Here is a 19,877-nt window from a genome sequence, read left to right on the forward strand (position 1 = left end):
TTACTCCGGCGGCGTCACTCCGTGGCCTTCTAGAAAGCGGAACATCGTGTTCCACAGATGCGGGCTGACCTGCTCGCCGCCAACGCGGTGGGTGTAGCCGGGATAAAGCATCATCTCGAACGGGACATTGTTTTCCTGAAGCACGCTGATCAGCTCTGAAGAGTTCTCAAACACCACATTGTCGTCCGCCATGCCGTGGATCAGCAGCAGCGGATCACTGATCTTGGTCGCGTTGGGAATGGCGCTCGAGGCCTCATAAGCCTCTGGCACTTCGCGAGGGTCGCCCATGAAGCGTTCGGTGTAGTGCGTATCGTACAGGCCCCAGCGGGTCACGGGCGCGCCTGAGATACCGGCTGCATAAAGCCCCGGATCGGCCTGCAACTGCTTGAGCGTCATGTAGCCGCCATAGGACCAGCCGTAGATCGCGATCTTGTCGCCATCGACGTAATCGAGCGTCTTGAGGAACTCGGCGCCCGTTTTCTGGTCGCGCACTTCGACCCCGCCCATGGCGCGGTAAAGCGGCTGTTCGAAATCGACCCCGCGATTGGCCGAGCCGCGATTGTCGAGCGCGAACCAGATGTAGCCCTTGTCAACCACCGCCTGCGCCAGAGCGCCGCCCCAGCCCTTGTCCACGACCTGCGGACCCGGCCCGGAATAGTGATAGTAGAACACTGGATACTGCTTGCCCGGCTCCATCTCAGGCTTGAGCATCATGTAATGCAGCGGCGTGCCGTCCTCGGCGGGGATCGTGCCGTATTCGGGCGGCGTGTGGCTCAGCAGAAACGGCGTGTAGGGATGATCCGCGTCGAGCGCGTTTTCCTCGACCCAGACAAGCCGTTCCCCTCTCGTATCCGCGATGTAGCTTTGGGTCGGCTGGTCGGTCGCCGAACGGCTGATGAGGAGACCCTTGCCGGTCGGGTCCATGCTGGCCGAGTTGGTGTAGTCGGGATCGGTGAGCAGCGTCGGTTCGCTTTCGGCGGACAGGCTGGAGACGTAGACCTGTTCTGTCAGGACGTCGGTCACCGCACGATAATACAGCTTGTCCCCGTCCTCATCCACTCCGACCAGCGCGGTGACAGGCTCCTTGCGGCTCGTAAGCTGCGTCCAGTTCTCTCCGTCGAAGCGGTAGAAATTGCCGAAGCCATCCCGCTCCGACCACCACAGCAGGCTGCCATCTTTCAGGAAGCGGTAATTGTCCGACAGGTTGATCCAGTAATCGTCGCGCGCGGCGGTTTCGGTGAACCAGACCTCGCTCTCGCCCGTCGAAGGATCGACCTTGAGCATGTCGAGCACGGTCTGTTCGCGGTTCTGGCGCTGGACATAGAGATAGTCGTCCGGCCCCCAGTTCACGCGGGCGATGTAGATGTCGGTGTTATCACCAAGGTCCACCTTCACACGGTTCCCGCCATCAGGGTCCATCACATAAAGTTCGACAATCGCGTTGTCCGAGCCAGCGACCGGATAGCGCTGGTCGAAGACCTGCGTGCCGGTTGCACCGATAGCTGCGCGAGTGACGATGCCGACCGGGCTTTCATCTGTGCGCTGAACGGCGATGCGCTGGTCGTTCGGGCCCCACCAATATCCGGTGAGACGGCTCATTTCTTCCTGCGCGACGAATTCGGCCTCACCCCAGCGGATCGTGTCTTCTTCCTTTGGCGTGATCGGAGCCGCTTCGCCTCCCACTTCCCCGACCCACAGCTGGCGATCGCGCACGAAGGAAACGTAGCCCGCCTTGCTCGAAAGCTTGGGGTTGAGTTCGCTTTCCTCAGTATCGGTCAGGCGCTGAACGCTGCCATCAAGCTTGGCGAAATAGAGGTCGCCGTCGATGGGCACGAGAACGCCCGAGCCATCGCTCGCCCATTGGTAGGAGATGATACCCTTGAGACTGCCAACGCGTGCGCGCTCGCGCTGCATTTTTTCGTCTTCGGATAGCTCACGACCCGAACCGATCGCCTCGCTGTCGACCAGCATGCGCCATTCGCGCGTGGCAAAGTCATAGCCCCACAGGTCGTAGCGCGATGAATCCTCCTCGCGGTTGCGGAGCAGGGTCAGGTACTTGCCATCGGGCGAAAACTTCACCGCGCGCGGGGTCGGCCCGTTGAGCGAAGGCGAGGCAAAGACGCGCTCGAATGTGAGTTCAGGAGAGCTTTCGGTCATGTGCGCATCTGCCAAAGCAGTGGTCGGCAAAAGGATTGCGGCGGCGGCAGCAAGCAAAGCAGTTCGCATTTCAAGGAAAGCCCCTTCGTTGTCATTCGGGTCAGGCTCTCGCAATCGCGGACAATCTTTGCAACCCCGCAACGAAAAAGGGCGGCCCTTGCGAGGACCGCCCTTTAATGATTTCGCTATGCCAGCGAGGCGTTACGCCTTGGTCGTGTTGACCTTGCGCTCGGCGATACGCGCACGCTTACCGGTGCGGCCACGCAGATAGTACAGCTTCGCACGGCGCACGACACCGCGGCGGACCACGGTGATGCTGTCCACGATTGGCGCGTAAAGCGGGAACACACGCTCAACACCTTCGCCGAAGCTGATCTTGCGGACGGTGAAGTTGGAGCCCATGCCGCGGTTCGAACGCGCGATTACGACGCCTTCGAAGTTCTGCACACGCTCACGCTGGCCTTCAACCACCTTGACGCCGACGCGAACGGTGTCGCCTGCGCGGAAGTCGGGAATTTCACGTTCAACCTTGCCGATTTCCTCGGCTTCGATTTGCTGGATCAGGTTCACTGGTCCGTATCCTTGTTCTTTCGCCGCGCGCCAGAGGCAGACTGGTCCCGAGCGCCCTCATGACGCTCCCAAAGGTCCGGCCTGCGTAACCGAGTGATCTCTTCGCTTTTTGACTTTCGCCAAGCCGCGATCTTCGCATGATCCCCCGATCGCAGCACTTCGGGGATCGTGCGCCCTTCCCATTCGTAAGGTCGGGTATATTGCGGGTATTCAAGAAGGCCGTCCTCAAACGACTCCTCGGTCCCGCTAGAAGCCGCGCCCATTACTCCGGGAAGCAGCCGAATGCAAGCGTCAAGTATGGCAATCGCCGCCGTCTCTCCGCCCGAGAGGACGATGTCGGCGAGGCTCACTTCCTCGATCTGCGGGCGCGCTTCGAACAGGCGCTCATCGAAGCCCTCGAAGCGGCCGCAGATGATGGTGACGCCGGGACCTTCTGCGATCTCGCGAATGCGGGCCTGGGTGATGGGTTTCCCACGCGGTGTCATCGCAAGAATCGGACGCTCATCCGCGACGCTGTCGACCGCCGCGCCGAGGATATCCGCCTTGAGGACCATTCCTGCCCCGCCCCCTGCGGGCGTATCATCCACGGTGCGGTGCTTATCCGTGGCGAAATCGCGCGGGTTGACGGTTGCGCAAGACCAGTCTCCGCGCTCCAGCGCCTTACCCGCGAGGCTAGTGCCGAGCGGGCCGGGAAACATCTCGGGGTAGAGCGTCAGGATGGTAGCGACGAAGGTCATTCGAAGACTTCACTTTCGCTCTCGTTGCAAAGCGCCAAATTCTGCACGCACAAACGAAAGGCGCAAAAGAATGAAAGCAACGCTGCACCACCCAGAAGAAAAACATCCCACTGGCTCGTTTCGGCGATCGCTGGAACAACGCCTTCAATCTGCCAGTGCGCTCTGCTGCCGACATAAAGCAGCACCAGCGAACCAATCGACCCGATCACCGAGAGGACGACAATCGTCCCGGTGGTCAACCCATCTTGCCGTCGCAGGAGCAGCCTAGCTATAAACCGCGAGCCAAAGAACGCGATTGCCAAAGAAGCCAGTACTTCGATCACGCCTGCACCTCAATCACTCTCCGCCCGCGCCCCAATTCACCCCATCCTTCGCCCGCGTATCAACGTGAAGTTCAAACACATCGGGCCGCGAATAATGCCCGTCGGTGTCGAGGCTCGCGAGGCCCTGTCCGATCTCGCTCAGGTCCAGTTCGGCGTGCAGAATTTCCTCGCCCTCACCCGCCTGCGCTAGCACCCGGGCATCGGGCGCGATGATCATCGAACCGCCGCCGTTGAGCATGTCGCCTTCGATTGCTTCGAACAGCGCTTTCACGTCTGCATCCCCGCCGACCCGCTCCAGCCCCTCGAACAGGTCGCCGCGCCGTTGCACCAGTCCCGCCGCCAGCACGAAGCAGCGTCCCTCCATCGCGTAATGGCGTGAAGCGATCCCGTATTCCTCCCGCACAGTCGGCCAGGCCGCCACATGCACGCTTTCGCCCAAATTGTGCATCGCCGCGCGGGCTAGCGGCATCCAGTGTTCCCAGCAGATGAGGTTGCCCGCCCGGCCCCATTCGGCCTGATGCACGCCCAGCGTCGAGCCATCGCCGCGCATCCAGATCAACCGTTCGCCATGGGTCGGCACCAGCTTGCGGTGGTCGAGCGGCGCTTCGCCCGGGCGAAACAGCAGCTGGTTGTTGTAAAGGCTCTGCCGCACCCGCTCATGCGCGCCGATGGAAATGCACGCGCCGCTCTCGTCGCACAGTTCCTGCAAGGGCAGCAACCGCTCGTCCCCCGGCACAATCGCATTGTCGAGCATGATCCGGTGGCACGCCTTGGTCCCAGGATTGTCCCACAGCGCCGCGCCCCTCGCCTCGTCCAGCCACAGCGGATATCCGCCCAGAAAAGTCTCTCCGAAAGCGACCATCTGCGCGCCCGCATCAATGGCTTGCCTGGCAAGGTGCGCGGCCTTTTCGAGCCCGCCATCAAAGTCGAGCGGGATCGGGGCCGCCTGACAGATCGCTACGTTCAGTTTGGTCATGGCCCGCCCCTACTCGCGCGCGCTAGCCCCCGCAACCGCCGCATCCTCCGCCGCAGCCGCTGCCGCCGTCACCGCTGTCGCTGGATGCGCCGCCATCGCCGCCTGTACCGGCCTGACGCGCGGCATGGACCGGCTCCCACGGCGTGCCGACCAGTACACCTGTGCCGAAGATCGCAACGGCATAGCCCGCCTCGTTTGCTTGCGGAGCGCGGCGCAACCGGCTGCTGTTCTGCTCAAGCGAGCGGACAATCTCGTTGCCCGCCATCGTCCGCGGATTGCCGGTCACGAAACGCAACAGGCCAAGGACCAAAGTGATGATGATGAGCGCCACGAGGAACCCGGTCGGCTCCCCAATCGCGGAACCCGCCTGTTGGCGATAAAGCCCGATGGCGATCAGCGCGGCATAGGGCGCGGCTGACAGGGCGCGCAACTTCCACCGCTCGCCTTCGTCCATCATCAGGCCGCGCCGGATCAACCGCGTTTCCACCGCCGCCGCCTGCGCCTTGATCGAACGGCCAGCCTCGGCGGCGCGAAAGCCACCAACTTTGGCGAGGATCGCGCGTTCGCTGGCATTTTCCGCCACCCCCGTCTGCCGGACCGCGAGTCTTTTCTTCTCGTCCACATCGAGAGCGCCTTTCGCAAAGAGCGAGGAGAGCACCGCAACGCTCAATCGGTCAGCGCCGCCGGTCAGGACAGCGACCTCCTCCATATCCTCGACCTCTCCGCGCCTGCCTTCGGGGCGCAGGTTCGCCGGAATCCAGAGGCCTGCGAAAATGCAGGTGACGAGCATTATGCAATAGAAAACGAGGAAATCGCCGCCGGTGTAAGACGCGAAAAGCTCCATCAGAATATCACTCCCACTACGACCGCGATGCCCACACCGAGCGCGATCCAGCCAAACGCGCCGAGGATAGCGACGCGCCTTTCCAGTACCATAACATCATCGCGATTAACGCGAATACCCTTGGGGTCGTGGCCAAAACGGCGCTGTGCGGCGGGCCAGATGTCGGGCGGCGCAGGCTCGCCAAACGCGTCTTCGTAGAGTTCGAGCGTCTCTGCGTACTGATCGTAGAACCGCGACTTTTCCGCCGCTCCCCCGGCGGTGGGACCGTGGTGCATGTCGCATTGCAGGATTTCCTCGCAAAACTCGCCCCAATAGTCGCGGCTGTATGTGAGGTGCAGGTGCCATGCCTGATCGACGGCGTCAGATGGCGTGACCTCCTGCCCGGCGGTGACCGCGAGGTAGCAGAAGCGCTTGTATTCACAGATCACGCGGCTGGTGAACCCGGCCTCCCAGCGGTTTTCGCGTGCGAGCCGTGCGGGAAAGGACAAGGTGGCCGTTTCCGGGCCGATCACATAGCTATCGAGCCGCTTCCACAGATCGGTGGAAGTCGCGTAGTCGATAGGGGGACCGGACGCGCTCATAAGCGCTACTGGTCGGCGAAATCCTGTGAAATGACAAGCCGGACGCTGTCCCATTCTATCACGGCAGCCTTGGTCATCGGGACCATGATCGCCTTGAGGCCCTTTTCAGGCGGCGGGTCGAGCGCGATTTCGATGATATCGGTGGCGCCGAAATTCTGGACCGCGATTACCTTGCCGATCGCGTTTCCGGCGTCCGTTTCGACGGCAAGCCCGATCAGGTCGGCGTGGTAATACTCATCGTCGTCAAGTTGAGGCAGCGCCCCGCGCGAAATCGTGAGCACGGTGCCGCGCAGCTTTTCGGCCTCGCCGCGCCCATGCACCTCGGCAAAGCGGGCGATTGCGCCGCCCTTGTTGTCCGAACGGATTTTCTTGAGGGTCAGCGTGCGCTCACCCGATTTTGTGTCGAAGCTCTTGTGCTGGCGAAGGGTATCGAGCCCCTCGCCAAACAGCTTCAGGCGGACCTCGCCCGCCACGCCGTGCGCGCCGGTGATGGCGGCCAATTCGACCAGACCGGGCGCAGCTTGCGTGTCGGACGTTTCCTTCAAGACGAGGCTTAGCCTTCGGCCTTGTCTTCAGCAGCTTCTTCCGCCGGTGCTTCTTCGGTCGCTGCTTCTTCAGCAGGAGCCTCTTCAGCGGGCGCTTCTTCTGCGGGCGCTTCTTCTGCCGGAGCTTCGGCTGCTGCCTTGGCTTCTTCTTCAGCGGCCTTGGCTGCTTCTTCGGCTTCCTTCAGCTTATCAGCCTTTTCCTCGGCGCGTTCCTTGGCCTTTTCGCCCGGTTCTGCCTTGTTCGGGTTGTTGCGGGCCGGACGTTCCATGATGCCAGCCGCATCGAGGAAGCGCAGGACGCGGTCGGACGGCGTGGCGCCAACGCCGAGCCAGTACTTGGCGCGGTCTTCGTTCAGCTTGACGCGGTTCTCGTCATCCTTGGCGAGCAGCGGGTTGTAGGTGCCGATCTGCTCGAGATACTTGCCGTCACGCGGGGAGCGCGAGTCCGAAACGACGATGCGGTAGTAAGGACGCTTCTTCGCGCCACCGCGCGACAGACGGATTGCAACTGCCATTGTAGATTACCTTTCGAGTTTAAATATCTGAATTTGTTTATTTTGTGAGATTACTTTTTCTTCGGCCCGCCAAGGCCGGGAAGTCCGGGTGGCAAACCGCCAGCGCCGCCGAGGCCGGGCAATCCGCCCCCACCGCCGGGGCCGCCCATGCCGGGGGGCATTCCGCCCGGCAGGCCGCCAGAGCCGCCGAACATGCCGGCCAGCGCCTTGAGCCCGCCCATCTTGCGAAGCTGTTTCATCGCGCGGCTCATTTCCTGGTGCATCTTGAGCAGCTTGTTGACGGTCTGAACGTCAGTTCCGCTGCCCGCCGCGACGCGCTTCTTGCGCTTGGCGTTCATCAGTTCGGGACGCTCGCGCTCCTTGTTGGTCATCGAGGAGATGATCGCATCCATGTGGACCAGAACCTTGTCGTCCATGTTCGACGCGGCCATCGCCTGCTTGGCCTTCTTCATGCCCGGCATCATGCCGGCGAGCATTCCGAGGCCGCCCATGTTCTGCATCTGCTTCAGCTGCATGCGCAGGTCGTTGAGGTCGAATTTGCCCTTCTCGAAATTCTCGGCGAGCTTGGCGGCCTCTTCTTCCTTGATCGTCGCCGCCGCTTTTTCGACGAGGCTGACAACGTCGCCCATGCCGAGGATGCGGTCCGCTACAGAGCCGGGGCGGAAGGTTTCGATCGCGTCGAGCTTCTCGCCCGTCCCTGCAAACTTGATCGGCTTGCCCGTGACTGCGCGCATCGAAAGCGCCGCACCGCCGCGCGCATCGCCGTCCATCCGGGTGAGCACCACGCCGGTGAGCGGGACTTCGCCGGAGAAGCTCTGCGCGACGTTGACCGCGTCCTGACCCGTCAGCGAATCAACGACCAGCAGCACTTCGGTCGGCGCGGAGACTTGGCTGACGGCCTTCATCTCGGCCATCAGCGCTTCATCGACATGCAGGCGGCCTGCGGTGTCGAGGAGCAACACATCGAAATTCTGCAAGCGAGCCGATTCCATCGCGCGGCGTGCGATATCGACCGGCTGTTGCCCTGCAACGATCGGCAGGGTCGCGACTTGCGTCTGCTCGCCCAGCACCGCCAGCTGTTCCTGCGCCGCCGGACGGTTAACGTCGAGCGAGGCCATCATGGCCTTCTTGCCGTAGCGTTCGCGGATCAGCTTGCCGAGCTTTGCAGTGGTGGTCGTCTTACCCGAGCCCTGAAGCCCGACCATCATGATGACGACCGGAGGCTTTGCATCGAGGTTCAGCCCCTCGGTCGCCTCTTCGCCTTCCTCGCCCGAAAGCATCGCGACGAGTTCGTCGTGGACGATCTTGACGACCTGCTGTCCCGGCTTGACCGCTTTCAGGACTTCCTGACCGATCGCCTTTTCAGTGACGGCATCAATGAAGCGCCGCGCAACCGGAAGAGCAACGTCAGCTTCGAGCAGCGCAACGCGTACTTCGCGCATGGCATCGCGAACGTCCTGTTCGCTGAGCGCACCGCGTCCCGTGAGGCGATCGAAGACGCCGCCAAGGCGGTCGGACAGATTGTCGAACATCGTCTTCAAACTCCTCTCGGACCTGCGAAGTCCGATAAACGCGAAAAACGCCGGCGGACGAAACCTCGTCGGCCAGCGTGCGGAGCCATCACAAAGGACAACTCACTGTATGTCTTTCGATGGTGGAGCCTAGCGGGATCGAACCGCTGACCTCAACACTGCCAGTGTTGCGCTCTCCCAGCTGAGCTAAGGCCCCAATTCATCGATGTCGTGACCTCATCAAAGGTAAGGCCACACCCCTGCTTTCGCAAGGGAGCGCCCCATTAAGACGCGCCCCCATCAAAGGCAAGAAGTAATTTCGGTTGCATTGCAACCGCAAGGGCGACCGCCCGCCCGCAGGCGCCCGGAGCGCAGCGGAGGAGCGGCGCCGAGGACGCGCGCCCTGATGGGGGCGCGCAGGCTTCGATCAGGTATCGTCGTCTTCGTCGTCGCCCTTGCCCTTGGCCACGCCAAGGTCATCGTCGCCGCCAAGGTCGACGTCGTTGTCGGGCGAATCGTCGTCGTCGTCGATGTTTTCGATGTCTTTCAGTTCATCATCATCGTCGCCGCTCAGATCGCTGTCGGCTTCCTGATCCTTCTTCTTGGGATCGTCGATCGGGATCGGCTGCTTCGACTTCAGCACGGGTTCCGGTTCCCAGGTGTTGCCGCATTCGATGCAGGTGACGGGATCGTCCTTGCCCAGGTCATAAAAGCGGGTTCCGCAGTCGGGGCAGGAACGCTTGGTTCCCCATTCAGGCTTCGCCATTTCGATAGTGTCCTTAGTCTTGCCGCCAGTGCGACTGCGGCACGGGTAGTTTGTAAGCTTGTGTGGGACCGGATCGCCTCTTTATCAAGGTATCGGTCCGAAAGTGCGGCGCGCCTTGCCAGATGGTAGAGCCGCTGTCAAAGACCTGCGCGCCATGGGATCGTACACATTCACCTCATCAGCGCCGCTAAAGGGTCGCCTTCGCGTGCCCGGCGACAAGTCGATCAGCCACCGCGCGCTGATGTTTGCAGGGCTTGCCGTGGGTGAGAGCCGGATCACCGGCCTGCTCGAAGGTGAAGACGTGCTCGCCACCGCCGCCGCGATGCGCCAGCTCGGAGCGCAGATCGTGCGCGAGGATGACGGCAGCTGGCGCGTGAACGGGGCGGGTCTGGGCAGCCTGATCGAGCCGCGCGCCGCGCTCGATATGGGCAATTCGGGCACCTCGACCCGGCTGATGATGGGCCTGCTCGCCAGCCATGGGCTTACCGCGACCTTCATCGGGGATGCGAGCCTTTCAGGCCGTCCGATGAACCGGGTGATCGAACCGCTGAGCCAGATGGGCGCGAGTTTCGAGGCCTCCGCTGGAGGCACCCTGCCCTGCATGCTGCGCGGCGCATCGCCCGCCGTGCCGATCACCTATCGCCTGCCCGTCGCAAGCGCGCAGGTGAAAAGCGCCGTGCTTCTCGCAGGGCTTAACACGCCGGGGATAACCCGCGTCATTGAGCCTATCGCGACCCGTGATCACACCGAACGAATGCTGACCGGGTTCGGCGCGAAGCTTGAAGTGGGCGAAGAAGACGGAGAACGCGTCATCGCCATCCATGGCGAGGCTGACCTTCAGCCGATGGACGTCACCGTCCCCGGCGATCCGTCGTCCGCCGCCTTCTTCCTGGTTGCCGCCAGCATCGTTCCGGGCAGCGATCTTGTGGTCGAGAATGCTGGCCTCAACCCGACGCGCGCTGGGATTGTCACGGTGCTCAAGCAGATGGGCGCAGATATCGAGGAACTGGACCGGCGCGAGGTCGGAGGCGAGCCCGTTGCCGATCTGCGCGTGCGCCATGCTCCGCTCAAAGGCATTGAGGTCGACCCCGCCATCGTCCCGAGCATGGTCGATGAATTCCCGGTGCTGTTCGTCGCCGCCGCTCTGGCCGACGGGACCACGCGGACAACGGGCCTCGAAGAACTGCGCGTCAAGGAAAGCGACCGCATCTCCGTCATGGCCGCCGCCCTTACCGCAGCAGGCGCGCGGGTCGAAGAGCAGGAAGACGGCCTCATCATCCACGGTACGGGCGGAGAACCGCTGCGCGGAACCTCCAACGCGCGGGTCAAAACCTATCTCGATCACCGCATCGCGATGAGCATGGCGGTGGCGGGTCTTGCAAGCCGCGACGGCGTCGAAATCGACGACACCGACCCGATCGCGACCAGCTTTCCCACCTTCATTCAGCTGCTCGAACACGCCGCGCAATGAAGGAGAAGATCGCGCTCTACTCGCTTGGCATCGGCATCTTCGTGCTCGGGTCGGTCATCTACGACCATCTCGTTCACGGCGAGGCGATCCAGCTCGGCAGGCTGTGGCTGGCGGTGCTGTTGCTGCCGGTTCTCGGCTATTTCATCTGGCTGCGCTGGGACTGGGCGCCGAACGAAGGCCGTAAACGCTTCAAGCGCGAGAGGCAGGCCGCGAACGAATTCCGGCAAAAGGTCGAGGCGGAAAAAGCCGCTGTCGCCCAGAGGGACCCACAATGACCACCCCGCTCGATATCTATTCGATGATCGGCTTTGTCGGCACGGCCTGCATCATCGGAGCCTACGCCTATCTCACCTATGTCGAGAAGCCGAACCCCTTCATCCTGCACGGCACCAACCTGACCGGCGCAGGCCTGCTGACGATCAGTCTGCTGGTCCACACCAACTGGCCGAGCCTGGTGCTTGAAGGGTTCTGGGCTGCCATCGCGATCTTCGGGCTGGTAAAGGCATTTCAGAAAAGGAAATCCGCTCAATGATCATCGCCGTCGATGGCCCAACCGCATCGGGCAAAGGCACGATTGCCCGCCGGCTTGCCGAGCATTTCGGCGTGCCGCATCTCGATACGGGGCTTCTTTATCGCGCGGTCGGGCGGCAGGTTGCCATCAACGGCGGCAATCCGGACGAGCCGGCCGATGCGCTGGCGGCCTGCGACTTTCCCGATGAGCTGATGGATGACGACATTCTGCGCGCCGAGGAAACCGGCGGGTTGGCAAGCCGCGTCTCGGTTCATCCGGCAGTGCGAGAGGCGCTGTTCAAGCGCCAGCGCACCTTTGCCGAGCAGCCGGGCGGCGCTGTCCTCGACGGGCGCGATATCGGGACCGTGATTGCGCCTGATGCCGATGTGAAGCTGTTCATCACCGCCAGCGTTCAGGAGCGCGCAAAACGGCGCTGGCTGGAAATGATCTCGAAACAGATGGACCACGAGGAGGAAATCCCGCTGGTCGAGATTGAAAAGGACATCGTTGCCCGCGACGCCCGCGACATCAATCGCAAGGACGCCCCGCTAAAGGCCGCGCCCGATGCGCTGGTGATCGACACCACCGCCTTCGACCGTGAGCAGGCTTTCGAGACGGTTCTGGAGGCGGTCGAAGAGGCGTTGCGCACGAGATAGCGGCAGGACGAAAGCGCTTTCCTACAGCCGGGCAGCGGAGGCATTGTCGCGGCGATGAAAACGTTCTTTCTCACCGCGACAAAACTGGAAAGTCACACATCCAACACGGCTTCGCGCCAGATCCTTCGTTCGAAACCCGCGGAAAACGCGCGCTTGCAGGCTTATGCGCGCCAAAAGGCGTTTTTCCAAAACCACCCCTTGCGCGGTCCACACCCCACCTGCACACCCCCCTCACCCAGCGCAAATCGCTTGCTTTCGCGCCCGCTTTGGCTTAGGCGCGCGCCCGTTCTCGCAATCAATCCGATTGAAGGGACCTCTGCGGATGCATTCGGCTTCGCGGAGAGATCGGCCTCTTGCCCCGCTAGCCCGCGCAATGGTGCGTGGGAGGCGGTTTAAGACCCCGGTAAAACCGGTGGCCGGTAGCAAACGTGAAACAGGAAACGCCAACCTTATGGCAACTGCACCTAACCCGACGCGCGACGATTTCGAAGCGCTGCTCAACGAACAACTCGGCGGCGCCGACGATGGTGGCTTTGAAGGCCGCGTCGTAAAAGGCACCGTGACCGCAATCGAAGCCGGTCACGCCGTCATCGACGTAGGCCTCAAGAGCGAAGGCCGCATCAACCTCAAGGAATTCAGCAGAGGCGAAGACGATCACGGCCTGTCGGTCGGCGATGAAGTCGAAGTCTATGTCGACCGCGTAGAGAACGCTGACGGCGAAGCCATGTTGTCGCGCGACCGCGCCCGCCGCGAAGCAGCCTGGGACAAGCTCGAAAACGAGTTTGGCGAAGGCAAGCGCGTCGAAGGCCGCATCTTCGGCCGCGTCAAGGGCGGCTTCACCGTCGACCTCGACGGCGCAGTGGCGTTCCTTCCGGGCAGTCAGGTAGACATCCGCCCCGTGCGCGACGTCACCCCGCTCATGGAAGTGCCGCAGCCCTTCCAGATCCTCAAGATGGACCGTCGCCGCGGCAATATCGTCGTCTCGCGCCGTGCCGTTCTTGAAGAGACCCGCGCAGAACAGCGCAGCGAACTCATCGCCGATCTGGCAGAAGGTCAGGTGATCGACGGCGTGGTCAAGAACATCACCGATTACGGTGCGTTCGTCGACCTCGGCGGCATCGACGGCCTGCTTCACGTCACCGACATGAGCTACAAGCGCGTCAACCACCCGAGCGAAGTGATCGCCATCGGCGACACCGTGACCGTGCAGATCGTGCGCATCAACGCCGAAACGCAGCGCATCAGCCTCGGCATGAAGCAGCTTGAAAGCGATCCGTGGGATGGCGTTGCTGCCAAGTATCCGGTCGACATGAAGCTGACCGGCCAGGTTACCAACATCACCGAATACGGCGCATTCGTCGAACTCGAGCCGGGCATCGAAGGCCTTGTCCACGTCTCCGAAATGAGCTGGACCAAGAAGAACGTCCACCCGGGCAAGATCGTCTCGACCTCGCAGGAAGTCGAAGTGATGGTCCTCGAAGTCGATAGCGAAAAGCGTCGCATCAGCCTCGGCCTCAAGCAGGCCCAGCGCAATCCGTGGGACGAGTTCGCCGAGAAGCACCCGGTCGGCACCGAAGTCGAAGGCGAAGTCAAGAACGCCACCGAATTCGGCCTGTTCATCGGTCTCGACGGCGACGTCGACGGCATGGTCCACATGTCGGACATTGCATGGGGCATTTCGGGCGAAGACGCTCTGGCGCTCCACCGCAAGGGCGAGCAGGTGAAGGCCGTGGTCCTCGACGTCGATGTCGACAAGGAACGCATCAGCCTCGGCATGAAGCAGCTTGAAAAGGGCGCTCCGACCGAAGCAGGCGCAGCCGCAGCCGGTTCGCTCCGCAAGGGCCAGACCGTCACCGTCACCGTTCTCGAAGTCCGCGATGGCGGCCTCGAAGTTCAGGTTGGCGACGATGGCGCAACCGGCTTCATCAAGCGCAGCGACCTTGGCCGCGACCGCGACGAACAGCGCCCCGACCGCTTCCAGGTCGGCAGCAAGGTCGACGCGATGGTCACCGGTTTCGACCGTTCGAAGAAGCCAAACTTCTCGATCAAGGCGCGTCAGATCGCCGAAGAGAAGGAAGCAGTGCAGCAGTTCGGCTCGTCCGACAGCGGCGCATCGCTCGGCGACATCCTGGGCGAAGCGCTCAAGAAGTCAGACGACTGATTGCGTGGGACCGCGCATCCGGGCGGTCCTCCTCGCTAGACGCGCGGCAAGCCGCGCCCGCTGCGGACGGCCAGTCGACCTTTGACTGCCGTGACCAGGATCAAGGAAGGCCCGTTCTCCAACTCGGAGAGCGGGCCTTTCCTTTGGGATGATCGCCGAGCACGGGCCGCAGGTCCGCAAGGGCGACCGCCCGCCCGCAGCGGGTCCGTAGCAAAGCGAAGGACGTCTAGCGAGGACGCTCGCCCGGATGGGTGAGCGTAACACGAAGGACGCCGGGCCTTTCCTACTGCCGAAGACGTGCGTATGATCGCACCCATGCTCACAGTCCACCAGTTCCCCTGTCTGTCCGACAATTACGGCTTCCTGCTGCACAATTCGGTCACGGACGAGACCGCCGCAATCGATACGCCTGACGCAAAGGAATATCTGAAGCAGGCCGAGGCCAAGGGCTGGACGATCACTCACATCTGGAACACCCATTGGCACCCCGACCATGCTGGCGGGAATGTCGAGATCGTGGAGGCGACCGGCGCTCGGGTGCTGGCTCCCAAGGAGGTCGAGAAGCTTTCGCCGATCGACCGCGTGGTGAGCCACGGCGATACGGTCAACTTGGGTGAACACCGCGCCGACGTAATCGACGTCTCGGGCCATACCAACGGCCATATCGCCTATCACGTGGTCGAGGACGGCATGGCCTTCGTCGGCGACAGCGTGTTTGCGCTGGGTTGCGGACGCATGTTCGAAGGGGAGCCTGAGCAATTCTGGCGCAGTCTCGAGCGCATCAAGCGGCTCTCCACCGGCACCGTGCTCTATTGCGCGCATGAATACACGCAGGCGAATGCGAAGTTTGCGCTTCACGCGGACCCGGACAACGAGGCGCTTCAGGAATACGCGCGTGAGATCGACGAGAAGCGCGCACGCGGCGAATGGACCGTTCCCACCGTGCTCAAGCGCGAGCTTGAGACCAACCCCTTCCTGCGCGCTGACGATCCGGCGATGATGGAGCGCTGGGGTGGTGATGCACCGCACGAGACCTTTGCAGCGCTCAGGGCGGCCAAGGACAGTTTCTGAGACCTCCATTCGTCATTGCGAGCGAAGCGAAGCAATCCGTGGACCGATTGCCGAAAGCCATGTCAGTGGTCCATGGATTGCCGCGTCGCATCGCTCCCCGCACTGACGAGGCAAACCCATGAAAGCTCTTCGCGTAAACGCGCTGTCTGACGATCTGTCAGGCGTCGAACTTGTCGATATGCCCTCCCCCGAGCGCGCGCCCGGTGACGTTCTGGTCCGCGTGCGCGCCGCCTCGCTCAACTTTCCCGACCTGCTGATGACCAGGGGCGATTACCAATTCAAGCCTGAGGTGCCCTTCATCAGCGGCCTCGAATGCGCGGGCGAGGTGATCGAGACGGATCCGGACAGCGGCTTCGCGCCAGGCGACCGGGTTATGGGCGGCAACAAGACGGGCGCCTTTGCCGAACTGGCCAGCCTGCCTGCGCGCGGGCTGTCGCGCATTCCGGCAGGGTTGGACTACGCACAGGGAGCCGCGATGGGCGCGGCCTATTCGACAGCCTACACGGGTCTGGTCGAATTGAGTGGGCTGCAAGCGGGGCAGACGGTGCTGGTCCACGGAGCGAGCGGCGGTGTAGGCCTCGCGGCGTGCGACCTGGCCAAGGCGCTGGGTGCAAAGGTGATTGCCGCGACGGGCGTCGTGGACAAGCGCGACGCAATAGACGCCGCCTGCTCGCCGGACTCTGTCATTCTGGCTGAAGGACGCTTTCGCGAGCAAGTCGCGCGCCTCACCGATGGCCGTCTGTGCGACATCGTGTTCGATCCGGTCGGGGGCGATATATTCGACGAATCCACCCGCTGTGTGAGTTTCGGTGGGAAGCTCGTCGTTGTCGGCTTCACAAGCGGAAGGATTGCCGAGGTCGCAACCAACATCCCATTGATCAAGGGCTTCTCGATAGTGGGCCTGCGCGCCGGTGAGTACGCTCGGCGCTTTCCAGAGCGCGGTGCTGCAATAAACGCAGCGATTGCGCAGCTTGCGGAGGCTGGCCGGATCAGCCCCGCAATCGACCGCACCCTACCCCTCTCCCGCTGGCGCGAGGGCTTCGAAGCGATGGCGCGGCGGGAGTTGGTCGGAAAAGTCGTGTTCGAGCCAAGTGCCTGAATCAGAAAGGGCGGCCCAACTGGACCGCCCTCTCAAATCTGGTACCGGACAAAGCCGCTAGAGCGAGGCGATGACCTCGTCAGCCAGAGCCTTGTCAGCCTCGGCGTCGTGCTTGCTGGCGATGATCGTGCGCGACGCAGCGGCGGCAGCGTTGGCAGCGCTGGCGCGAACGCCGTCGACTGCTTCGCGTTCGGCTGCGGCGATCTTGTCTTCGGCCATGCGCTGACGGCGAGCGACCATCGCTTCGCTGTCGGCCTCGGCCTTGGCAAGGATCGCGTCGGCTTCGCGGCTAGCGGTTTCCATCATCGCTTCGGCGTCTTTCTCGGCCGAGGCGATCTTGGCGGCATATTCGTCGCGCAGCTTTTCGGCTTCGGCGCGAAGGTCCTTGGCCTCGTCGAGCTGCGCCTTGATCTGGGCGATCTTGGCGTCGAGACCGCCGGCAATCGCGCCGGGAACCTTCTTCCAGACCACCACCCCGATCAGGACGAGCATCGCGAGCGAAACCCACTGATAGTCCTGCAGACCGAAGGCAGACGGCGCACCGTCTGCGGCGACGATGAGAGTGAACAGCTTAGCCATTGGCGAGAGCCTTCTGCACGGCGGACTTGGCAGTCCGCTTGTCTACCGTGGCTCCTGCGAGCCGGGCGACGATGTCCTGGGTAGCCTCTGCCGCCACGTCCTCGACCTCGGCCATGGCGCTGGTGCGTGCGGCCTCGATCTCGGCCTCGGCGGAGACGAGTTGAGCGTCTAGACGCTCCTGCGCCTTGGCCAGCTTCTTCTCGGACGAAGCGGAGGCCTTGGCCTTAGCTTCGGCGATCAGGCCCTGGGCCTTGGCGCGGTTGGCGTTCTCACGCTCGCGCCATGCCTCTTCCTGGTCGTCGGCCGCGTCGCGGGCGGCCTGCGCGGCGGCAAGGTCGTCGGCGATCTGCTTGTCGCGCAGCTCCACGGTGCCCATCACCTTGGGCACCATGCCGCGACCGATGACGAAGAATGTGAGGCCGAAGAAGACCAGCAACCAGAAGATCTGGCTGGAATAGGTCTCGGCGAGCTGGGCTATCTGGGGCATTGAGCGCTAGTCCGCAGGTTCAGAAATCGGGATGGATGCGGGCCGGACGGAGCGAATCCGTCCGGCCCGGCGATCCGAATAGGCTTAGGCGCCGACGACGAAGATCAGGATCATCGCGACAACGAACGCCAGCAGGCCGAGAAGTTCGGCAGCTGCGAAGCCGATGAACAGACGACCCTGCTGGCCGTCAGCTGCGCCCGGATTGCGCAGTGCGCTTTCGAGGAACGAACCGAAGACGTTACCAACGCCGATCGCGGCCATACCGGCACCGATCGCTGCGAGGCCGGCGCCAACGAGTGCTGCTGCTTGAGGTTCCATCGTAAAAACTCCTTGAAAATCAAATCTGTTGGAAAGGGAAGGTTGTGAAAATCAGTGAAGATGCTCGGCGTCGTTGATGTATAGCGACGTGAGCAGTGCAAAGACGTAGGCCTGAATGCCTGCGACCAGGATTTCGAGCGCCGAGATGCCGATCATCAGCAGGAAGCTCGGGAAGCTGACCAGCAGCCCGAAACCGACGCCCGCATTGATGCCGTCCATGACGAAGCTCGACAGAACCTTCAGCAGAACGTGGCCCGCCATCATGGCGACGAAGAGACGAAGCGCCAGGCTGAACGGACGCACGAGGAACGAGATCAGCTCGATCGGGAAGATGATCGGGATCATCGGCAGCGGCGTACCGTGCGGCACGAACAGGGTGAAGAACTTGATGCCGTGCTTCCAGAAGCCGACGATCAGAACGATCGAGAAGCTGATCACCGCGAGCACGCCGGTCACCGTGAAGTGGCTGGTGAAGGTGAACGGGTGGAGGAATGCAAGACCGATCGGCAGCAGGCCAAGCAGGTTGCCGAACAGGATGAACATGAACAGGCTGAAGATATAAGGAAGGTACTTGCGCCCTTCCTTGCCGATGTTCGCTTCCAGCATGTCGTCGATGAAGCCGGTGAAGGTCTCAACCGCCATCTGCCAGCGACCAGGGACCAGTTCACGCTTCATGCCGCCAAAGACGAACGCCCACAGCAGAACCGTGGTGATCGCCATCCAGAGAGCGGAATTGGTGAATGCGATGTTGAAGCCAGCGATTTCCCAGGATTGGCCGAGCAGCGGCTCAATCTGGAATTGCTTCATCGGATCGACTTTGCCTTCTTCGGCTGCCACGACCTTGTTGTATCCCTGATACCTGTAAAAACGCGGCCCCTTTATGAGGACCTATTCGGGGTCCTTGGGGGCCGTGTTTGCCGCACGAATAATGTTCCTGAAGGCCACGCCAATTCCGAGGAAAAGACCAACCAACAGACCCCATGGAAGCGTTCCGAACAGGGCATCGACTGCCCACCCGATCACGCTGCCTCCAAGAATACCGCCGAGCAGATCTGCAAGGACCCGGTTGCCGCTGCGATAATTCGCATCAGCCCCCTGGACCTTCGATCGGTTGCGTTGATCTTCACGCTCGCGTGCGGCCTTGAGCCGCGCTTCGAGCGCGTCGATCCGCGCATCCTCAGCGATGGGTTCTTGGGCGGGTTTCTCGTCGCTCATACTGCTTTCCGGATTGAGGTAAGCGAAGCACGCGACAACGAGGTGCCCGCCAAGGGCGTGTGCCCCCTAGAAGAGGGCAAAACCCGAGTCAATGGTAGGGTGTTGCGCTTTCCTCACGCATTGAAGCGTGGAGTGGAAAATCACGGGCAGGCAGGCAGGCGCTGCGGGGGTGCATCGGTGCGCGTTTGCCAGCTTCCATCGGGCGCTTCGTACTTTTCACCGGGCACCGTGCGCGCGATTGCCTGACACCCTGCGGTGGTCGCATACTGTTCAAGCGTCGCGTTGTTTTCCTTGGCTTTTTCGGCATAGACCGCGCGGCGACGGATGTTGATATCGTCCACCATCCGCTGAAGCGCAGGCGTCGCATTGCCGACAACTCCCAGATAACCGTCCATTTTTTCGCCAACGGAACCGTTAGCACGCGCGGCGGCATAAGCGGGATCGCGCTGCGCCGAGGCAGGCGCGACGACGCCGGTAACGGCAATGAGGCCAGCAGCGGCAGCAAGCATGGTGTTGCGGATCAGGGTCATGGGTCTATCGTTCCTCCAATCTTCATCGAGCGCGTTCGCTTATCAGAAGATATCTGCGTTCTCTTCAATCGTGTTGCTGGCATCCTCTGCCAGCCGGTATAGCACTTCAGCACGGATATTGACGTTCAGCTCGATCACGATGGGTTCTTCGGGTGCAGAAACATTGATACACCCCGAAAGCGCCAACGCGCCCGAAACTGCCAGTCCGGTCCCGAAAATCCGGGTCCTCGCCATATCTTTTCCCCTGTTGCGCC

25 protein-coding genes and 1 tRNA gene are annotated in these 19,877 nt (G+C 62.4%); 7 read left to right on the forward strand and 19 right to left on the reverse strand.

Annotated features, from left to right (window positions below; all coding sequences use genetic code 11):
• The 12 genes from CD351_RS11330 to CD351_RS11385 all read right to left on the reverse strand — a co-directional run bounded on the left by CD351_RS11330 (window position 1) and on the right by CD351_RS11385 (window position 9,525).
• Window positions 1-2,226 (reverse strand): S9 family peptidase, encoded by a 2,226-nt coding sequence (locus CD351_RS11330; RefSeq protein ID WP_111993726.1) that lies wholly within the window; start codon window positions 2,224-2,226, stop codon window positions 1-3.
• Between the two features lie 132 nt (window positions 2,227-2,358).
• Window positions 2,359-2,727 (reverse strand): 50S ribosomal protein L19, encoded by a 369-nt coding sequence (gene rplS, locus CD351_RS11335; RefSeq protein WP_111992744.1) that lies wholly within the window; start codon window positions 2,725-2,727, stop codon window positions 2,359-2,361.
• Window positions 2,724-3,464 (reverse strand): tRNA (guanosine(37)-N1)-methyltransferase TrmD, encoded by a 741-nt coding sequence (gene trmD, locus CD351_RS11340; protein ID WP_111992745.1) that lies wholly within the window; start codon window positions 3,462-3,464, stop codon window positions 2,724-2,726. Before trmD ends, rplS begins: the two co-directional genes overlap by 4 nt.
• Window positions 3,461-3,787 carry a hypothetical protein gene (locus tag CD351_RS11345; protein ID WP_111992746.1) on the reverse strand — a complete coding sequence of 109 codons (327 nt, stop codon included), beginning with the start codon at window positions 3,785-3,787 and terminating at the stop codon, window positions 3,461-3,463. The genes trmD and CD351_RS11345 overlap by 4 nt, the downstream gene beginning before the upstream one ends.
• Window positions 3,788-3,800: 13 nt before the next feature.
• Window positions 3,801-4,763 carry a carbon-nitrogen hydrolase family protein gene (locus CD351_RS11350; RefSeq protein ID WP_111992747.1) on the reverse strand — a complete coding sequence of 321 codons (963 nt, stop codon included), beginning with the start codon at window positions 4,761-4,763 and terminating at the stop codon, window positions 3,801-3,803.
• A gap of 22 nt (window positions 4,764-4,785) precedes the next feature.
• Window positions 4,786-5,607, reverse strand: a complete 822-nt coding sequence (locus CD351_RS11355) for a TIGR04222 domain-containing membrane protein (RefSeq protein ID WP_111993727.1) — start codon at window positions 5,605-5,607, stop codon at window positions 4,786-4,788.
• Entirely contained in the window at window positions 5,607-6,188 is a 582-nt protein-coding gene (locus tag CD351_RS11360) for a hypothetical protein (protein ID WP_111992748.1), read from the reverse strand. Before CD351_RS11360 ends, CD351_RS11355 begins: the two co-directional genes overlap by 1 nt.
• A gap of 5 nt (window positions 6,189-6,193) precedes the next feature.
• Window positions 6,194-6,733 (reverse strand): ribosome maturation factor RimM, encoded by a 540-nt coding sequence (gene rimM, locus CD351_RS11365; RefSeq protein WP_111992749.1) that lies wholly within the window; start codon window positions 6,731-6,733, stop codon window positions 6,194-6,196.
• A gap of 8 nt (window positions 6,734-6,741) precedes the next feature.
• The gene (rpsP, locus tag CD351_RS11370) at window positions 6,742-7,248 is read right to left on the reverse strand and encodes a 30S ribosomal protein S16 (RefSeq protein WP_111992750.1); all 507 of its coding nucleotides are present in this window, start codon (window positions 7,246-7,248) and stop codon (window positions 6,742-6,744) included.
• Between the two features lie 50 nt (window positions 7,249-7,298).
• Complete coding sequence (ffh, locus tag CD351_RS11375; protein WP_111992751.1) at window positions 7,299-8,780, reverse strand: signal recognition particle protein; 1,482 nt, start codon at window positions 8,778-8,780, stop codon at window positions 7,299-7,301.
• A gap of 120 nt (window positions 8,781-8,900) precedes the next feature.
• Window positions 8,901-8,976, reverse strand: a tRNA-Ala gene (locus tag CD351_RS11380).
• A gap of 210 nt (window positions 8,977-9,186) precedes the next feature.
• Window positions 9,187-9,525, reverse strand: coding sequence for a TIGR02300 family protein (locus tag CD351_RS11385; protein ID WP_007164483.1), 339 nt, complete (start codon window positions 9,523-9,525; stop codon window positions 9,187-9,189).
• 154 nt (window positions 9,526-9,679) lie between these two features.
• On the opposite strand from CD351_RS11385, the gene aroA reads away from it, so the two are divergent.
• From aroA to CD351_RS11425, 7 genes are all read left to right on the forward strand, one after another.
• Window positions 9,680-10,996 (forward strand): 3-phosphoshikimate 1-carboxyvinyltransferase, encoded by a 1,317-nt coding sequence (gene aroA / locus CD351_RS11390; RefSeq protein ID WP_111992752.1) that lies wholly within the window; start codon window positions 9,680-9,682, stop codon window positions 10,994-10,996.
• A complete protein-coding gene (locus CD351_RS11395; protein ID WP_111992753.1) occupies window positions 10,993-11,271 on the forward strand; it encodes a hypothetical protein in 279 nt (92 codons plus the stop codon). The genes aroA and CD351_RS11395 overlap by 4 nt, the downstream gene beginning before the upstream one ends.
• On the forward strand, window positions 11,268-11,528 hold the full coding sequence (locus CD351_RS11400) for a permease (RefSeq protein WP_111992754.1): 261 nt from the start codon (window positions 11,268-11,270) through the stop codon (window positions 11,526-11,528). Before CD351_RS11395 ends, CD351_RS11400 begins: the two co-directional genes overlap by 4 nt.
• A complete protein-coding gene (locus CD351_RS11405; protein ID WP_111992755.1) occupies window positions 11,525-12,163 on the forward strand; it encodes a d(CMP) kinase in 639 nt (212 codons plus the stop codon). Before CD351_RS11400 ends, CD351_RS11405 begins: the two co-directional genes overlap by 4 nt.
• Window positions 12,164-12,614: 451 nt before the next feature.
• Window positions 12,615-14,324, forward strand: a complete 1,710-nt coding sequence (gene rpsA, locus CD351_RS11415; protein WP_111993728.1) for a 30S ribosomal protein S1 — start codon at window positions 12,615-12,617, stop codon at window positions 14,322-14,324.
• Between the two features lie 315 nt (window positions 14,325-14,639).
• Window positions 14,640-15,395, forward strand: coding sequence for a hydroxyacylglutathione hydrolase (gloB, locus tag CD351_RS11420; protein WP_111993729.1), 756 nt, complete (start codon window positions 14,640-14,642; stop codon window positions 15,393-15,395).
• A 118-nt stretch (window positions 15,396-15,513) separates the two neighbouring features.
• Window positions 15,514-16,494 (forward strand): NADPH:quinone oxidoreductase family protein, encoded by a 981-nt coding sequence (locus CD351_RS11425; RefSeq protein ID WP_111992757.1) that lies wholly within the window; start codon window positions 15,514-15,516, stop codon window positions 16,492-16,494.
• A gap of 57 nt (window positions 16,495-16,551) precedes the next feature.
• On the opposite strand, the gene CD351_RS11430 is transcribed toward CD351_RS11425, so the two are convergent.
• The 7 genes from CD351_RS11430 to CD351_RS11460 form a co-directional block, all read right to left on the reverse strand.
• The gene (locus CD351_RS11430; protein ID WP_111992758.1) at window positions 16,552-17,073 is read right to left on the reverse strand and encodes a hypothetical protein; all 522 of its coding nucleotides are present in this window, start codon (window positions 17,071-17,073) and stop codon (window positions 16,552-16,554) included.
• A complete protein-coding gene (locus CD351_RS11435; RefSeq protein WP_111992759.1) occupies window positions 17,066-17,560 on the reverse strand; it encodes an ATPase in 495 nt (164 codons plus the stop codon). The genes CD351_RS11430 and CD351_RS11435 overlap by 8 nt, the downstream gene beginning before the upstream one ends.
• Window positions 17,561-17,644: 84 nt before the next feature.
• Entirely contained in the window at window positions 17,645-17,878 is a 234-nt protein-coding gene (locus CD351_RS11440) for a F0F1 ATP synthase subunit C (protein WP_111992760.1), read from the reverse strand.
• A gap of 51 nt (window positions 17,879-17,929) precedes the next feature.
• Window positions 17,930-18,685 (reverse strand): F0F1 ATP synthase subunit A, encoded by a 756-nt coding sequence (locus tag CD351_RS11445; protein ID WP_111993730.1) that lies wholly within the window; start codon window positions 18,683-18,685, stop codon window positions 17,930-17,932.
• An 81-nt stretch (window positions 18,686-18,766) separates the two neighbouring features.
• Window positions 18,767-19,093 carry an AtpZ/AtpI family protein gene (locus tag CD351_RS11450; RefSeq protein ID WP_111992761.1) on the reverse strand — a complete coding sequence of 109 codons (327 nt, stop codon included), beginning with the start codon at window positions 19,091-19,093 and terminating at the stop codon, window positions 18,767-18,769.
• 140 nt (window positions 19,094-19,233) lie between these two features.
• Window positions 19,234-19,623, reverse strand: a complete 390-nt coding sequence (locus CD351_RS11455) for a YdbL family protein (RefSeq protein WP_111992762.1) — start codon at window positions 19,621-19,623, stop codon at window positions 19,234-19,236.
• A 42-nt stretch (window positions 19,624-19,665) separates the two neighbouring features.
• Window positions 19,666-19,857 (reverse strand): YnbE family lipoprotein, encoded by a 192-nt coding sequence (locus CD351_RS11460; protein WP_111992763.1) that lies wholly within the window; start codon window positions 19,855-19,857, stop codon window positions 19,666-19,668.
• Window positions 19,858-19,877: the final 20 nt, after the last annotated feature.

The sequence above is a fragment of the Erythrobacter sp. KY5 genome (genome assembly GCF_003264115.1).
Lineage (GTDB): Bacteria > Pseudomonadota > Alphaproteobacteria > Sphingomonadales > Sphingomonadaceae > Erythrobacter.

Coding starts and splice junctions, on each gene's coding strand:
- CD351_RS11400 (WP_111992754.1), top strand. CDS start 11,268: ATGACCACCCCGCTCGATATCTATTCGATGATCGGCTTTGTCGGCACG.
- CD351_RS11435 (WP_111992759.1), bottom strand. CDS start 17,560: ATGCCCCAGATAGCCCAGCTCGCCGAGACCTATTCCAGCCAGATCTTC.
- CD351_RS11440 (WP_111992760.1), bottom strand. CDS start 17,878: ATGGAACCTCAAGCAGCAGCACTCGTTGGCGCCGGCCTCGCAGCGATC.
- CD351_RS11430 (WP_111992758.1), bottom strand. CDS start 17,073: ATGGCTAAGCTGTTCACTCTCATCGTCGCCGCAGACGGTGCGCCGTCT.
- CD351_RS11330 (WP_111993726.1), bottom strand. CDS start 2,226: ATGCGAACTGCTTTGCTTGCTGCCGCCGCCGCAATCCTTTTGCCGACC.
- CD351_RS11395 (WP_111992753.1), top strand. CDS start 10,993: ATGAAGGAGAAGATCGCGCTCTACTCGCTTGGCATCGGCATCTTCGTG.
- CD351_RS11385 (WP_007164483.1), bottom strand. CDS start 9,525: ATGGCGAAGCCTGAATGGGGAACCAAGCGTTCCTGCCCCGACTGCGGA.
- CD351_RS11445 (WP_111993730.1), bottom strand. CDS start 18,685: ATGAAGCAATTCCAGATTGAGCCGCTGCTCGGCCAATCCTGGGAAATC.
- CD351_RS11405 (WP_111992755.1), top strand. CDS start 11,525: ATGATCATCGCCGTCGATGGCCCAACCGCATCGGGCAAAGGCACGATT.
- trmD (WP_111992745.1), bottom strand. CDS start 3,464: ATGACCTTCGTCGCTACCATCCTGACGCTCTACCCCGAGATGTTTCCC.
- CD351_RS11450 (WP_111992761.1), bottom strand. CDS start 19,093: ATGAGCGACGAGAAACCCGCCCAAGAACCCATCGCTGAGGATGCGCGG.
- CD351_RS11460 (WP_111992763.1), bottom strand. CDS start 19,857: ATGGCGAGGACCCGGATTTTCGGGACCGGACTGGCAGTTTCGGGCGCG.
- rpsA (WP_111993728.1), top strand. CDS start 12,615: ATGGCAACTGCACCTAACCCGACGCGCGACGATTTCGAAGCGCTGCTC.
- CD351_RS11425 (WP_111992757.1), top strand. CDS start 15,514: ATGAAAGCTCTTCGCGTAAACGCGCTGTCTGACGATCTGTCAGGCGTC.
- CD351_RS11350 (WP_111992747.1), bottom strand. CDS start 4,763: ATGACCAAACTGAACGTAGCGATCTGTCAGGCGGCCCCGATCCCGCTC.
- CD351_RS11355 (WP_111993727.1), bottom strand. CDS start 5,607: ATGGAGCTTTTCGCGTCTTACACCGGCGGCGATTTCCTCGTTTTCTAT.
- aroA (WP_111992752.1), top strand. CDS start 9,680: ATGGGATCGTACACATTCACCTCATCAGCGCCGCTAAAGGGTCGCCTT.
- gloB (WP_111993729.1), top strand. CDS start 14,640: ATGCTCACAGTCCACCAGTTCCCCTGTCTGTCCGACAATTACGGCTTC.
- ffh (WP_111992751.1), bottom strand. CDS start 8,780: ATGTTCGACAATCTGTCCGACCGCCTTGGCGGCGTCTTCGATCGCCTC.
- CD351_RS11455 (WP_111992762.1), bottom strand. CDS start 19,623: ATGACCCTGATCCGCAACACCATGCTTGCTGCCGCTGCTGGCCTCATT.
- rpsP (WP_111992750.1), bottom strand. CDS start 7,248: ATGGCAGTTGCAATCCGTCTGTCGCGCGGTGGCGCGAAGAAGCGTCCT.
- CD351_RS11360 (WP_111992748.1), bottom strand. CDS start 6,188: ATGAGCGCGTCCGGTCCCCCTATCGACTACGCGACTTCCACCGATCTG.